The following is a 13,691-nucleotide window of genomic DNA, read 5'->3' on the forward strand; positions in this document are numbered from 1 at the left end:
TGTGAACCACTGGTCGCGTAAGCCGCTTATAACGCCAGATAAGATATAAACCCAAAATAATTCGAGTTGCTTGTAGGCGGCAACTGAGTGACAAATCGGTCAGGAACCGATTTGAACAGCGCTTGCGCTGCCCGAAGGGTGAGCCTCAGGGATGAGGCTCATTAACCCCTAGGAGCATAGATAAACTATGTGACTAGGGTGAACGAGGGCAGCCAACACCCAAGCAACTTGAAGTATGAAGGGTATAAACCCTTTTATTTATGCCGGTGCATATTAACGGTGTAATTTCGCGTTGCTCAAGTGTAAAATCCGCCCGTTTCTTCTTTGGATTGAGCTATGTCACAGAATATGACCCCAAAAGCCCCCCGTGTCGGCTTTGTTTCACTCGGTTGCCCGAAAAACCTTGTTGATTCTGAACGGATCCTGACAGAACTGCGTAATGAAGGTTACCAGGTGGTGCCACGCTATGATGATGCCGAACTGGTGATCGTCAATACCTGCGGTTTCATCGACAGTGCCGTACAAGAGTCGCTGGAAGCGATCGGTGAAGCATTGAACGAGAACGGCAAGGTGATTGTGACCGGCTGCCTGGGTGCCAAAGAAAACCAGATCCGTGAAGTGCATCCCAAAGTATTGGAGATTACCGGGCCGCACAGCTACGAACAGGTTTTATCCCATGTTCACCAATATGTGCCGAAACCGGAGCATAACCCTTTTACCAGCCTGGTTCCGGCCCAGGGTGTGAAGCTGACGCCAAAGCACTACGCCTACCTGAAGATTTCTGAAGGCTGTAATCACCGTTGTACGTTCTGCATCATCCCTTCGATGCGCGGTGATTTAGACAGCCGCCCAATCGGCTCGGTGCTGGATGAAGCTAAACGCCTGGTCGCAGCGGGAGTGAAAGAACTGCTGGTGATTTCGCAAGATACCTCAGCCTATGGCGTGGATATTAAGCACCGTACCGGTTTCTGGAATGGCCAACCGGTGAAAACCAGCATGGTCAGTCTGTGCGAGCAGCTTTCAAGCTTGGGTGTCTGGGTTCGTCTGCACTACGTTTATCCATACCCACATGTGGATGATGTGATCCCATTAATGGCGGAAGGTAAAATTCTGCCTTATCTGGATATTCCACTGCAGCACGCCAGCCCGAAAATCCTCAAGCTGATGAAGCGCCCTGGTGCGGTGGAACGTACCTTGGAACGCATCAAACGTTGGCGTGAAATCTGCCCTGAGTTAACGCTGCGCTCTACTTTCATTGTTGGCTTCCCTGGTGAAACCGAAGAAGATTTCCAGATGCTGTTGGATTTCCTCAAAGAAGCCAAACTGGATCGCGTGGGTTGCTTCAAGTACAGCCCGGTAGAGGGCGCTGCCGCTAACGAATTGGCGGATCAGGTTCCTGAAGAGGTAAAAGAAGAGCGCTATCACCGCTTCATGCAGTTGCAGCAACAAATCTCTGCTCAGCGGTTGCAAGACAAGATTGGCAGAGAAGTCTTGGTGTTGATCGACGAAGTAGATGAAGAAGGCGCGATTGGCCGAAGCATGGCCGACGCACCTGAAATTGACGGGGCAGTCTACCTGAACGGTGAAACCGGGGTGAAGGTCGGCGATATCGTCAAAGTGAAAATCGAAAACGCTGACGAGTACGATCTTTGGGGCTCTCGGGCCTAACCTGTTGCCGGGCTGCTATCTTAGCCCGGCAATCGGCATCAGCTTACCGGCATGCGTGCCGGATCCGGATATTGATATTCAAACCCGAGCTCTCGGCAAATGCGGCTACCATCCACCAGCCGCCCTTCTTCTTCACTGTCTTCAGCAAACTGCGGCGGTTGCAGATGCAACTGCTCTGCCAGCGCCGGATAAAACTCACGTTTGGTCGGGTGGCCAGGAGCGCAGAGATTATAAATGTGCCCCCCTTTGGGCAGTTTCAGTAACAATTGAATTGCCGCAATCACATCATCCTGATGCACCAGATTGACCCCTTGCCCTCCCCCTTTAACATCAACTTTACCCGCCAGGAAACGGCCCGGATGGCGATCGGTACCCACCAGCCCCGCCAACCGCAGAATATCTACTGAAGTATTGGGTAATTTATGCAGCCACTGCTCCAGTTCAGCCAACACGCGTCCTGAAGGTGTTACAGGTTTGAGTGGCGAATCTTCACCTACCGTACCTGTCGTTTCACCATAAACCGAGGTTGAACTGGTAAAAATAATATGCGGAACCCCAAACGCTATTGCACTGTCTACCAGCATGCGTACGGCATGAAAGTAACCCTCACTGCCTTCAACGGTTCGCCGCGCCGGTAAGGTAATCACCAGCACATCTGCGTACAGAAGCTGCTCCAAATCCCCTGCATCGCAAATCAGTTCTGGCGTCAGTTCGAGCTGATAACATTCAATACCGCTCATTCGTGCTGCTTCTACGCCGTCTGGTGTCGTTTTACTGCCAACCACTTCAAACCCGCGGCTCATCAACGATAAGGCCAACGGCATTCCCAACCAACCCAGGCCAACAATGGCGACTTTTTTCATCGGTTTCCTCTCATCAAGATCGCAGCGTTCGACGGCTCAAGGCTACGCCACTCCTTAGGGTGATACAATCGGTTCACATTAAGGTTAGATCAAGTCAGGCTGAGTACCCCAATTGCACACCGGTGCAGGTAAGGCACTCAGCCTATAGCCAACTGATAAATCTAATTTTTCAGTAAATTAAATTTTAAACCGCAAAAAAGAGTTGCAAGTTACATAGGGGATAGTTTAGCTTAATCAGCAACTCAGCATCGGCTGGTTTAATTTAAAGAGAAATTACATGACTCGCGTCCAGTTCAACCACCATCATCACCATCACCCAGACTAGTCTTTCGGGCGATGTGTGCTGGAAGACAGTTGTTGAATCTTCCAGTGGCGCGTAGAACGTAAAAACGCAAGAGAAAGCCCTCGGAAGATATCTTCCGAGGGTTTTTTTTGTGCTTCGGACAGATAGAAAATTAGTTTTTTATAATAAATTCATAAAATTACAGATTAAACAGAGGTTACCATGTTGGACAAAACACGTTTACGGATAGCAATGCAGAAATCAGGCCGCCTGAGTGAAAACTCCCAGGAGCTACTGGCCCGCAGTGGTATCAAGATCAACCTGCAACAACAGCGCCTGATTGCCTTCGCCGAGAATATGCCGATTGATATCCTGCGCGTGCGTGACGACGATATTCCTGGCCTGGTAATGGATGGTGTGGTCGATCTCGGTATCATCGGTGAGAACGTGCTGGAAGAAGAACTGCTTAACCGCCGTGCACAAGGTGAAGACCCACGCTACTACATGCTGCGCCGTCTGGATTTTGGTGGCTGCCGGTTATCGCTGGCCGCACCGCTGGACAGCGAATATAACGGCCCGCAAAGCCTGCAAGACTCCCGTATCGCTACCTCTTACCCGCATCTGCTCAAGCAGTATCTCGATAAACAAGGCGTTCGTTTTAAATCCTGCCTGCTAAACGGTTCGGTGGAAGTCGCGCCACGTGCTGGCCTGGCGGATGCCATTTGCGATCTGGTCTCTACCGGCGCAACTCTGGAAGCCAATGGTCTGCGGGAAGTAGAAGTGATTTACCGCTCCAAAGCCTGCCTGATCCAGCGCGACGGGGAAATGCCAGAAGCTAAACAGCAACTGATCGACCGCCTGTTAACCCGTATCCAGGGGGTGATCCAGGCCCGTGAATCCAAATACATCATGCTGCATGCACCGAGTGAACGTCTGGACGAGATCGTCGCGCTGCTGCCGGGTGCCGAACGCCCAACTATTCTGCCACTGGCTGGCTCACAGAACCGCGTCGCAATGCACATGGTCAGCAGTGAAACCCTGTTCTGGGAAACCATGGAAAAACTGAAAGCTCTGGGTGCCAGTTCTATTCTGGTGCTGCCAATCGAGAAGATGATGGAGTAACGCCATGCCTAGCTTCAATACCGTCGTCAATTGGGCCAGTTGCAGCACCGAACAGCGTGCTGAACTGCTGATGCGTCCGGCCATTTCCGCCTCGGACAGCATTACCCGTACGGTGCGCGAGATCCTCGACAACGTGAAAACTCAGGGTGACAGTGCCTTGCGTGAATACAGCGCCAAATTTGACAAGGCTGAGGTTGCCGCATTACGCGTCACAGCCGAACAGATTGAACAGGCCTGCGCACGTTTGGGAGAAGAGATTAAGCAGGCAATGGCCGTTGCCGTTACCAACGTGGAAACCTTCCACAACGCACAAAAGCTGCCACCGGTTGATGTAGAGACAATGCCCGGTGTGCGCTGCCAGCAAGTCACGCGCCCGATAGACTCGGTCGGCCTGTATATCCCAGGCGGATCTGCACCACTGTTCTCAACCGTGTTGATGTTGGCCACACCAGCACGTATTGCCGGTTGCCGCCGAGTGGTGCTCTGCTCGCCGCCGCCAATTGCCGATGAGATCCTCTATGCCGCCAAACTCTGTGGCGTGCAGGAAGTATTTCAGGTCGGTGGTGCACAGGCAATTGCCGCCATGGCCTTCGGCACCGACTCGGTGCCCCGGGTGGATAAAATTTTCGGGCCGGGCAACGCATTCGTGACCGAAGCCAAACGCCAGATCAGCCAACGGTTGGATGGTGCGGCAATCGACATGCCCGCCGGTCCTTCCGAAGTGCTGGTGATTGCCGACGGAGGAGCCACCCCGGCGTTTGTGGCTTCCGATCTGCTCTCCCAAGCCGAACATGGCCCGGATTCGCAGGTCATTCTGTTAACACCTGATGCCGCCATGGCTGAGGCGGTAGCAGAAGCGGTTGCACAACAGTTGGCACAGTTACCCCGTGCGGAAACCGCCAGCCAGGCACTGGCCAGCAGCCGATTGATCGTCGCGCAGGATTTGGCCGAGTGCGTGGCAATCAGCAACCAGTATGGCCCAGAACACCTGATCATCCAGACCCGCAATGCGCGCGAACTGGTGGACAGCATCACCAGTGCCGGTTCAGTGTTCCTCGGCGACTGGTCACCTGAATCTGCTGGCGATTATGCCTCGGGCACCAACCACGTGCTACCGACCTATGGCTATACCGCCACCTGCTCCAGTTTAGGTTTGGCGGATTTCCAAAAGCGTATGACGGTGCAGGAACTGACCCCACAAGGTTTTATGACGCTGGCACCCACCATTGAAGTTCTGGCGGCCGCCGAACAGCTGATCGCCCACAAGAACGCCGTGACCTTACGTGTTGCCGCGCTGAAGGAGCAAGCATGAGCATTGAAGAATTAGCACGTAAAAACGTGCGCGAGCTGACGCCGTATCAGTCGGCACGCCGTTTAGGCGGCAAAGGTGACGTGTGGTTGAATGCCAACGAATACCCGGTTGCACCAGAGTTCCAACTGACGGCCCAGACTTTCAACCGCTACCCGGAGTGTCAGCCGGTACTGGTGATTGAGCGCTATGCCGCTTATGCCGGTGTCAGCAAGGAACAGGTACTCGTCAGCCGTGGTGCAGATGAAGGCATCGAATTGCTGATCCGCGCATTCTGTGAACCCGGCAAGGACGCTATTCTGTTCTGCCCACCGACCTATGGCATGTACGCCGTCAGTGCCGAGACGTTCGGTGTTGAGCGCCGTACCGTTGCCGCCAAAGAGGATTGGCAGCTCGATTTACCCGCCATTGCCGCCAGCCTGGACAATGTAAAACTGATCTACGCCTGCAGCCCCAATAATCCGACGGGGAATCTGCTGGATCCCAATGACCTGCGCGCTCTTTTGGAAATGACTAAGGGTAAAGCGATCGTTGCCATTGACGAAGCCTATATCGAATTCTGTCCGCAAGCATCGGTTGTTGGCTGGCTGAAAGATTATCCGCATCTGGTGGTATTGCGTACATTGTCGAAAGCCTTTGCGCTAGCGGGTCTGCGTTGTGGTTTTACGCTGGCTAATGAAGAGGTGATCGCCCTGCTGCTGAAAGTGATCGCCCCTTATCCGCTCTCTACCCCGGTGGCCGATATCGCCGCCCAGGCATTGAGCGCTGAGGGAGTCGGCGTTATGCGCCAGCGAGTAGCAGAGATCGCGGCAAACCGCAGTTGGTTGCAGCAGGCGTTGCAGGCATGCGCCTGTGTGGAAAAGGTCTTCAGCAGCGAAAGCAACTACCTGCTGGTACGCTTTTTCGCCTCGAGTCCGGTCTTTAAAACCCTATGGGATCAGGGAATTATCCTGAGAGACCAAAATAAACAGCCTGGCCTTTCCGGCTGCCTACGTATCACCATAGGCACCCGCAATGAATGCCAGCGCGTCGTCGATGCCCTCAACACTTTACCCGGCGCATAGGAGCCCATGTGAGCCAGAAATTTCTTTTTATTGACCGCGACGGCACACTGATTGCTGAACCACCAGAAGATTTTCAGGTTGATCGCCTGGACAAACTGGCGCTGGAACCGGATGTTATCCCTTCACTGCTGGCTTTGCAGCAGGCGGGCTTCACTCTGGTGATGATCACCAATCAGGACGGCCTCGGTACCGCCAGCTTCCCGCAGGAAACTTTCGATCCTCCGCACAATCTGATGATGCAGATCCTCAGTTCGCAAGGTGTCAAATTCGAAGATATTCTGATCTGCCCGCACAAGCCGGAAGATAATTGCGAATGCCGTAAACCGAAAACCGCGATGGTCAAAGGCTACCTGACGCCAGGCGTAATGGATGTAGCCAACAGCTATGTGATTGGCGATCGCCAGACCGATATTCAGCTAGCCAACAATATGGGCATTCAGGGTTTGCTCTACCAACGCCAAACGCTGGGTTGGAAAACAATCACTGATCAATTGACCAAACGCGACCGCCACGCGCACGTTAATCGCGTCACCAAAGAGACACAGATTGATGTGAATGTCTGGCTGGACCGTGAAGGCGGCAGCAAGATCAAAACCGGCGTCGGTTTCTTCGATCATATGCTGGATCAGATCGCCACTCACGGCGGCTTCCGCATGGACATTCAGGTGAACGGTGATTTGTACATCGACGATCACCATACGGTGGAAGACACCGGGCTGGCGCTGGGTGAAGCACTCAGCAAAGCGTTGGGCGACAAACGCGGTATTGCGCGCTTCGGCTTCGTATTGCCGATGGATGAATGCCTGGCGCGTTGCGCTCTGGACATCTCCGGGCGCCCGCACCTGGAATACAAGGCGGAATTCAACTACCAGCGCGTGGGCGATCTCAGCACCGAAATGGTCGAGCACTTCTTCCGCTCGCTGTCTTATTCCATGGCCTGCACCCTGCATCTGAAAACCAAAGGCAGAAACGACCACCACCGGGTCGAAAGCCTGTTCAAGGTGTTTGGCCGCACATTGCGCCAAGCCATTCGGGTTGAGGGCAACACGCTGCCAAGCTCGAAAGGAGTGTTGTGATGAACGTGGTGATCCTGGATACCGGTTGCGCCAACCTTGCTTCCGTTACCTATGCGGTTCAACGCTTAGGCTACCAGCCGGAAGTGAGCCGCGCCCCGGAGATCGTGTTGCGTGCCGATAAACTGTTTTTGCCCGGTGTCGGCACCGCGCAGGCGGCTATGGCGCAGTTGCAGCAGCGCGAACTGATTGACCTGATTAAAGCCTGTACTCAACCCGTACTGGGTATCTGCCTGGGTATGCAGTTACTGGCTGAGAACAGTGAGGAAAGTGGCGGGATCAAAACGCTGGGGATTATTGATACGCCGGTTAAACAGATGACCGACTTGGGACTGCCTTTGCCGCACATGGGCTGGAACCAGATAACGTCTCAAGCAGGTAACCACCTGTTCCGTGGCATCGAGGACGGTGCTTACTTCTACTTCGTTCATAGCTATGCGATGCCGATATGCACAAGCACCATCGCTCAGGCGGACTACGGCGAGCCCTTCACCGCCGCCGTGCAAAAAGACAACTTCTTTGGCGTGCAGTTTCATCCCGAGCGTTCTGGCAGGGCTGGAGCTCAACTGTTGAAAAATTTCCTGGAGATGTAGGCAGCATGATTATTCCCGCTTTGGATTTGATCGACGGTAACGTTGTGCGCCTGCATCAGGGCGACTACGACCAAAAACGCGACTACGGTAGTGACCCATTGCCGCGCCTGCAAGATTACCAGCTGCAAGGCGCACAAGTGCTGCATCTGGTTGATCTTACCGGTGCCAAAGACCCGGCAGCACGCCAGATCCCTTTGCTGCGCAAGCTGCTGGCAGGTGTAAGCGTCCCGGTTCAGGTTGGCGGTGGCATTCGCAATGAGCAAGACGTATCTGCTCTATTGGAAGCCGGAGCAAGCCGCGTGGTGATTGGTTCCACCGCCGTAAAACAGCCAGAAATGGTGCAAGAATGGTTTAAGCGCTACGGTGCTGATGCCATGGTGTTGGCACTGGATGTTCGTATCGATGCGGCAGGCAACAAGCACGTTGCCATCAGCGGCTGGCAGGAGAACTCAAATACCACGCTGGAGCAGGTGGTTGAACAGTATCTGCCGTTCGGCCTGAAACACGTTCTGTGCACCGATATTTCACGCGATGGTACCTTGGCAGGTTCCAACGTGGCATTGTATCGGGAAGTCTGCCAGCGCTACCCGCAGATCGCCTTCCAGGCATCTGGCGGCATCGGTAATCTGGACGACATTGCCCAACTGCGCGGCAGTGGTGTGAACGGTGTGATCGTGGGGCGTGCCCTGCTGGAGAATAAATTCAGCGTCGAGGAGGCTATTGCATGCTGGCAAAACGGATAATCCCCTGTCTGGACGTAAAAGACGGGCAAGTGGTTAAAGGCGTGCAGTTCCGCAACCATGAAATCATTGGCGACATCGTGCCGTTGGCCCAGCGTTACGCGCAGGAAGGTGCCGATGAGTTGGTGTTTTATGATATCACCGCCTCAAGCGATGGCCGCGTGGTGGATAAAAGCTGGGTTTCCCGCGTAGCGGAAGTGATTGATATTCCTTTCTGTGTTGCCGGGGGGATTAAAAGTGCCGAAGACGCCAGCCAAATTCTCTCTTTCGGCGCAGATAAAATCTCTATCAACTCACCGGCGCTGGCGGACCCGACGCTGATCAGCCGTTTGGCCGATCGCTTTGGTGTGCAGTGCATCGTGGTCGGGATCGACACCTGGTATGAAGAGGCCACTGGCAAGTATCATGTCAACCAGTACACCGGAGATGAGAGCCGCACTCGGGTAACCGAATGGCAAACACTCGATTGGGTACAGGAAGTGCAAAAGCGCGGTGCTGGCGAGATTGTGCTTAATATGATGAACCAGGATGGCGTGCGTAACGGCTATGACCTGGAACAACTCCGCCGGGTACGTGAAGTGTGCAAAGTGCCCCTGATCGCATCCGGCGGTGCTGGCACCATGGAACACTTCCTGGAAGCCTTCCGGGATGCCAACGTAGACGGTGCACTGGCAGCCTCGGTATTCCATAAGCAGATCATTAACATTGGGGAACTGAAAAGGTTCCTGAAGGAATTTGGCGTGGAGATTCGCGTGTGTTAACAGAACAACAGAAAAACAAGCTGGACTGGGAAAAAACCGGCAACCTGCTGCCGGCCATCGTTCAACACGCCGTTTCTGGTGAAGTGCTGATGCTGGGGTATATGGATCGGGAAGCGCTGGCCGTGACCGAACAGAGCGGCAAGGTGACGTTTTACTCGCGCACCAAGCAACGCCTGTGGACCAAGGGCGAAAGCTCGGGCAACGTGCTTAACGTGGTCAGCATCACGCCAGACTGCGATAACGATACCCTGCTGGTGCTAGCCAACCCGGTCGGCCCTACCTGCCATTTGGGTAATAACAGTTGCTTCCACCCGGCGGCTAGCGATTGGGGTTTCCTGTATCAACTTGAGCAATTGCTGGCCGAGCGTAAAACCGCCAGCCCGGATAGCTCTTACACCGCCAAGCTGTATGCCAGCGGCACCAAGCGCATCGCACAGAAAGTGGGTGAAGAAGGGGTTGAAACCGCCTTAGCCGCCACGGTAAACGACCGTGAAGAGCTGACCAACGAGGCTTCGGACCTGATTTACCACCTGTTGGTACTGCTGCAGGATCAGGATCTGGACTTGAGCAAGGTGATTGGTCGCCTGCGCGAAAGGCATCAGAAGTAACCCTGTTTTTCAGGCAATAAAAAACCGCCGGGCGTTAACCTCGGCGGTTTTTTTATACCCTAGGGCTTACTCCATCCATTCGGTATGGAACACGCCTGCTTTATCGGTACGTTTGTAAGTGTGCGCACCGAAGTAGTCGCGCTGCGCCTGGATCAGGTTGGCTGGCAGTACTGCCGAGCGGTAGCTGTCGTAGTAAGCAATCGCCGCAGAGAAGGTTGGTGTTGGAATACCGTTCTGTACCGCATAAGACACCACGTCACGCAGGGCTTGCTGGTATTCATCAGCAATCTGCTTGAAGTAAGGTGCCAGCAGCAGGTTGGCGATATCAGCATTCTCAGCATAAGCATCGGTGATCTTCTGCAAGAACTGAGCACGGATAATGCAACCGGCACGGAAGATCTTGGCAATTTCACCATAGTTCAGATCCCAGTTGTTCTCCTTGGAGGCAGCTTTTAACTGAGAGAAGCCCTGCGCGTAAGAAACGATTTTGCCCAGATACAGTGCGCGGCGTACTTTTTCCACAAACTCGGCTTTATCACCACTGACCGCAGCAACTTTCGGCCCGGTCAACACTTTGGATGCGGCAACGCGCTGCTCTTTCAGGGAAGACAGGTAACGCGCGAACACCGATTCAGTGATCAGCGACAGCGGTTCACCCAGATCCAACGAGCTCTGGCTGGTCCATTTACCGGTGCCTTTGTTAGCGGCTTCGTCCAGAATCACATCAACCAGGTATTTGCCCTCTTCGTCTTTCTTGGTGAAGATATCTTTGGTGATGTCGATCAGGTAGCTATTCAGCTCACCTTTATTCCATTCGGCAAAGGTTTCTGCCAACTGCTCGTTGCTGAGATTCAGCGCTTGCTTCAGCAAGGAGTAGGCTTCTGCGATTAGCTGCATGTCACCGTATTCAATACCGTTGTGCACCATCTTCACGTAGTGGCCAGCACCATCAGCACCGATATAGGCTACGCAAGGCTCACCTTCTGCCACTGCGGCAATTTTTTTCAGGATTGGGGCTACCAGCTCGTACGCTTCTTTCTGGCCACCAGGCATGATAGAAGGCCCTTTCAGTGCCCCTTCTTCGCCACCGGAAACGCCGGTACCAATAAAGTTGAAGCCCTGAGCAGACAACTCGCGGTTACGGCGAATCGTGTCCTGATAGTAAGTATTACCGCCATCGATCAGGATATCGCCCTTTTCCAGGTGCGGAGTCAGAGAGGCGATGGTTTTGTCCGTAGCTTCACCGGCTTTCACCATCAGCAAAATGCGGCGTGGCTTTTCCAGCGATTCAACGAACTCTTCAACGCTGTAGTGCGGCACCAGGTTTTTACCCGGATTCTCAGCGATAACTTCGTCAGTCTTGTCGCCTGAACGGTTAAAGATGGAAACGGTATAGCCACGGCTTTCGATGTTCAATGCCAGATTGCGGCCCATCACCGCCATGCCGACAACGCCGATTTGTTGTTTGGACATTAGGAACTCCTGTCTGAGGATAACACCTGTATCTCGGCCCACGGCCACAGGTTTTTTGATGTGGCGCACATGTTAACTCAGGATAGAGGCCACTGGGTAGTGATTGGTGCGATAGGGATTCAGTATCACCCTGATTGCTATCAGCCGTTGCAACTTTTGGCTCTCCACCTTGGTCACAGGCGAGACAGAAGAAAGAAAGGGTGATGAATTATGCGGATAGGCCGCCGCGAGGCTTTCATATTCAAGCATTTTTCTTATAACTTCTTTAAGAATACACTAGCTCAAGAAAGGTTGTTAACCGCTTGAGCAGATGCATGAAAATGCTTTATCTTTTTCATGCCCGTGCAAACTGCTAACTATTCTGAATGCAATGTTAAGAAAAAGAAGAAATAGGATGAATCCTACCATGGTGCCAACCACAGTTTTATCACCCAAAGCACCCAAGAGAGTTTCCGCTTCAAATCCATGCCAACAGTTCATGTGTGAAATCACAAAGCAGAGTCAAACATGGCAATATCTTTATAAGGTGTAATACTATAGGACATGGTTTTTCTAGTTATGAACAATAGACAACCTGAAATTGAGCGTTTTTTCAGCATTAATTCATTAATATTTTTTACTGAAAAAATATAAGCTGAATGTTAGCATAGTGTTCTTTTTTAGTTGATCCCACATGTGGATATGTACTTGACAATCGGCGTGGTCATATGATCAGCGCTGTACAGACCTTGTTTCAGCTTCATTGGTTGCTTAACGCCAAGGGCGGTAGCGTGCCTAAATAATATACTCCGCACCTTAAAGTCAAGTTACATCAGCCGGATCCTGGTAGCCAACGAGAGACTTCTGATGAGTTTACCCAAGTAAATGATTCAGGGGAATTGAGGCTGTCTCCCCAGATCTCGCAATACTGCTAACTAGAGCTTCTTTGACTGAACCCTGGCCTTCTGATTTTATATAGTAAATAGGATATGTTATGCGTGAGCAGTTTTCTCCCCTTATACCAGCCCCCTATGGTGCAGAAACTCAATCAGATCCCATTTCTCAATCCGCTTCACTCAAAAATAACCATTATGAAATAGATTATATTGCGATGTTACAATTAATATGGTTAAAGCGCTGGTTGATTATAGCAACGATAATAGTTTTTACACTGCTCGCAGGGGTATATGCTTTTAATGCTAAAGAAAAATGGACTGCCAATGCAGTATTATTATCCCCACGCATTTCTCAATTAGGTGATTATCTAGAGTTACGTCGTGAGTATGGGTTAGTACTCAAACAGCCCGTCGAACCAACCCAGTTGAGTGAAGAATTATTTAGTACGTTTGTTACTTTCTCACAACTGACTGATGAGAAAATGGCTTTTTTACAGAAAAGTGATTATTACCAGAAAAATATAGCGCACTTGAAAAGCCCTGAAGCCAAACAAGCACTCCTTCTCAACATGGCAGAAACAAACTTGAATGCCAACGCTGTAGATAAAAGATTGAAAATCTCCATGCAGACCGATAGTGCAGCCACTGCGAAACAGTTGTTGGACGATTTTATCAACGAAACAAATAAAAAAACTTTTGCTGCCGTTAACACCGAGTTTTTAAATAACATCCAGGCTAAAGTTAATGAGCTTCATAAAGAATATCAGGATATTATTTTTGATACCAACACCAAACGGGATTCAGATATAAATAAATTGCAAAGTGATTTATCAATAGCCCAAAAAAGTGGTATTCAGAATCCTCTTGGCTCAGATCTTATTTCAAAAAGACAACATACTGATTTAGATCAGAAACAAAATTTTATGTTGGGGGAAAAAATACTCAGTGCAGAGTTACAAATAAAAAAACAGTCTCGGCCAAACTATCCCGCACGTTATTTTCAGATTGAAAATCAATTAAAACAGTTAGCACTATTAAAACAAAAAAACGCAGATGTTCAAGCATACTCTTATGAGTTAACTCCATTGTTACCTATTCAACGCGATGCGCCTAAACGCAGTTTGATATTATTAATTGGTGCGTTTTCTGGATTGATTTTTGGTTTTTCTCTAGTAATAGTACAATATATCATTAAATTAATTCGAGAGAAAGTAAGATAATTTCTATCCAATTTTCCTTTAAAATTTGAGGGCGCTCAG

General features: G+C 51.4%; 13 protein-coding genes and 1 other annotated feature. Of the genes, 11 read left to right on the plus strand and 2 right to left on the minus strand.

Annotated features, from left to right (window positions below):
* Positions 1 to 336: 336 nt before the first annotated feature.
* Positions 337 to 1,668, plus strand: coding sequence for a 30S ribosomal protein S12 methylthiotransferase RimO (gene rimO, locus SAQUA_RS15315; RefSeq protein ID WP_380680158.1), 1,332 nt, complete (start codon positions 337 to 339; stop codon positions 1,666 to 1,668).
* 38 nt (positions 1,669 to 1,706) lie between these two features.
* On the opposite strand, the gene SAQUA_RS15320 is transcribed toward rimO, so the two are convergent.
* Positions 1,707 to 2,531, minus strand: coding sequence for an SDR family oxidoreductase (locus tag SAQUA_RS15320; RefSeq protein ID WP_380680161.1), 825 nt, complete (start codon positions 2,529 to 2,531; stop codon positions 1,707 to 1,709).
* Between the two features lie 277 nt (positions 2,532 to 2,808).
* Here SAQUA_RS15320 and hisL point away from each other — a divergent pair, with 277 nt between their 5' ends.
* From hisL to hisIE, 9 genes are all read left to right on the plus strand, one after another.
* Positions 2,809 to 2,856, plus strand: a complete 48-nt coding sequence (gene hisL, locus SAQUA_RS15325) for a his operon leader peptide (protein ID WP_100396937.1) — start codon at positions 2,809 to 2,811, stop codon at positions 2,854 to 2,856.
* Positions 2,832 to 2,966 (plus strand) — a sequence feature (His leader region). It overlaps the preceding gene by 25 nt.
* Before the next feature lie 70 nt (positions 2,967 to 3,036).
* Complete coding sequence (gene hisG, locus SAQUA_RS15330; protein WP_380680164.1) at positions 3,037 to 3,936, plus strand: ATP phosphoribosyltransferase; 900 nt, start codon at positions 3,037 to 3,039, stop codon at positions 3,934 to 3,936.
* A gap of 4 nt (positions 3,937 to 3,940) precedes the next feature.
* Positions 3,941 to 5,248: a histidinol dehydrogenase gene (gene hisD, locus SAQUA_RS15335; RefSeq protein ID WP_380680168.1), complete on the plus strand. Its 1,308-nt coding sequence runs from the start codon at positions 3,941 to 3,943 to the stop codon at positions 5,246 to 5,248.
* Positions 5,245 to 6,309, plus strand: coding sequence for a histidinol-phosphate transaminase (gene hisC, locus SAQUA_RS15340; protein ID WP_380680171.1), 1,065 nt, complete (start codon positions 5,245 to 5,247; stop codon positions 6,307 to 6,309). The genes hisD and hisC overlap by 4 nt, the downstream gene beginning before the upstream one ends.
* An 8-nt stretch (positions 6,310 to 6,317) precedes the next feature.
* A complete protein-coding gene (gene hisB, locus SAQUA_RS15345; RefSeq protein WP_380680174.1) occupies positions 6,318 to 7,385 on the plus strand; it encodes a bifunctional histidinol-phosphatase/imidazoleglycerol-phosphate dehydratase HisB in 1,068 nt (355 codons plus the stop codon).
* A complete protein-coding gene (gene hisH, locus SAQUA_RS15350) occupies positions 7,385 to 7,975 on the plus strand; it encodes an imidazole glycerol phosphate synthase subunit HisH (protein WP_380680177.1) in 591 nt (196 codons plus the stop codon). Before hisB ends, hisH begins: the two co-directional genes overlap by 1 nt.
* Positions 7,976 to 7,980: 5 nt before the next feature.
* On the plus strand, positions 7,981 to 8,718 hold the full coding sequence (gene hisA / locus SAQUA_RS15355; RefSeq protein ID WP_380680182.1) for a 1-(5-phosphoribosyl)-5-[(5-phosphoribosylamino)methylideneamino]imidazole-4-carboxamide isomerase: 738 nt from the start codon (positions 7,981 to 7,983) through the stop codon (positions 8,716 to 8,718).
* The gene (hisF, locus tag SAQUA_RS15360) at positions 8,700 to 9,476 is read left to right on the plus strand and encodes an imidazole glycerol phosphate synthase subunit HisF (protein WP_380680185.1); all 777 of its coding nucleotides are present in this window, start codon (positions 8,700 to 8,702) and stop codon (positions 9,474 to 9,476) included. The genes hisA and hisF overlap by 19 nt, the downstream gene beginning before the upstream one ends.
* Positions 9,470 to 10,084, plus strand: a complete 615-nt coding sequence (gene hisIE, locus SAQUA_RS15365; protein ID WP_380680188.1) for a bifunctional phosphoribosyl-AMP cyclohydrolase/phosphoribosyl-ATP diphosphatase HisIE — start codon at positions 9,470 to 9,472, stop codon at positions 10,082 to 10,084. Before hisF ends, hisIE begins: the two co-directional genes overlap by 7 nt.
* A gap of 66 nt (positions 10,085 to 10,150) precedes the next feature.
* Here hisIE and gndA read toward each other — a convergent pair whose 3' ends face one another.
* A complete protein-coding gene (gene gndA, locus SAQUA_RS15370) occupies positions 10,151 to 11,557 on the minus strand; it encodes an NADP-dependent phosphogluconate dehydrogenase (RefSeq protein ID WP_380680191.1) in 1,407 nt (468 codons plus the stop codon).
* A 973-nt stretch (positions 11,558 to 12,530) separates the two neighbouring features.
* Between gndA and SAQUA_RS15375 the strand changes: the two genes are divergently transcribed.
* On the plus strand, positions 12,531 to 13,652 hold the full coding sequence (locus SAQUA_RS15375; RefSeq protein ID WP_380680194.1) for an LPS O-antigen chain length determinant protein WzzB: 1,122 nt from the start codon (positions 12,531 to 12,533) through the stop codon (positions 13,650 to 13,652).
* The last annotated feature ends 39 nt before the right edge of the window (positions 13,653 to 13,691 follow it).

Source organism: Serratia aquatilis, from assembly GCF_044865145.1.
GTDB classification, from domain to species: Bacteria; Pseudomonadota; Gammaproteobacteria; order Enterobacterales; family Enterobacteriaceae; genus Chania; species Chania aquatilis.

What these genes read in the sequence shown, in the direction of transcription:
- rimO (WP_380680158.1), top strand. Translation starts at nt 337, where the DNA reads ATGTCACAGAATATGACCCCAAAAGCCCCCCGTGTCGGCTTTGTTTCA.
- SAQUA_RS15320 (WP_380680161.1), bottom strand. Translation starts at nt 2,531, where the DNA reads ATGAAAAAAGTCGCCATTGTTGGCCTGGGTTGGTTGGGAATGCCGTTG.
- hisG (WP_380680164.1), top strand. Translation starts at nt 3,037, where the DNA reads ATGTTGGACAAAACACGTTTACGGATAGCAATGCAGAAATCAGGCCGC.
- hisD (WP_380680168.1), top strand. Translation starts at nt 3,941, where the DNA reads ATGCCTAGCTTCAATACCGTCGTCAATTGGGCCAGTTGCAGCACCGAA.
- hisC (WP_380680171.1), top strand. Translation starts at nt 5,245, where the DNA reads ATGAGCATTGAAGAATTAGCACGTAAAAACGTGCGCGAGCTGACGCCG.
- hisH (WP_380680177.1), top strand. Translation starts at nt 7,385, where the DNA reads ATGAACGTGGTGATCCTGGATACCGGTTGCGCCAACCTTGCTTCCGTT.
- hisA (WP_380680182.1), top strand. Translation starts at nt 7,981, where the DNA reads ATGATTATTCCCGCTTTGGATTTGATCGACGGTAACGTTGTGCGCCTG.
- hisF (WP_380680185.1), top strand. Translation starts at nt 8,700, where the DNA reads ATGCTGGCAAAACGGATAATCCCCTGTCTGGACGTAAAAGACGGGCAA.
- gndA (WP_380680191.1), bottom strand. Translation starts at nt 11,557, where the DNA reads ATGTCCAAACAACAAATCGGCGTTGTCGGCATGGCGGTGATGGGCCGC.
- SAQUA_RS15375 (WP_380680194.1), top strand. Translation starts at nt 12,531, where the DNA reads ATGCGTGAGCAGTTTTCTCCCCTTATACCAGCCCCCTATGGTGCAGAA.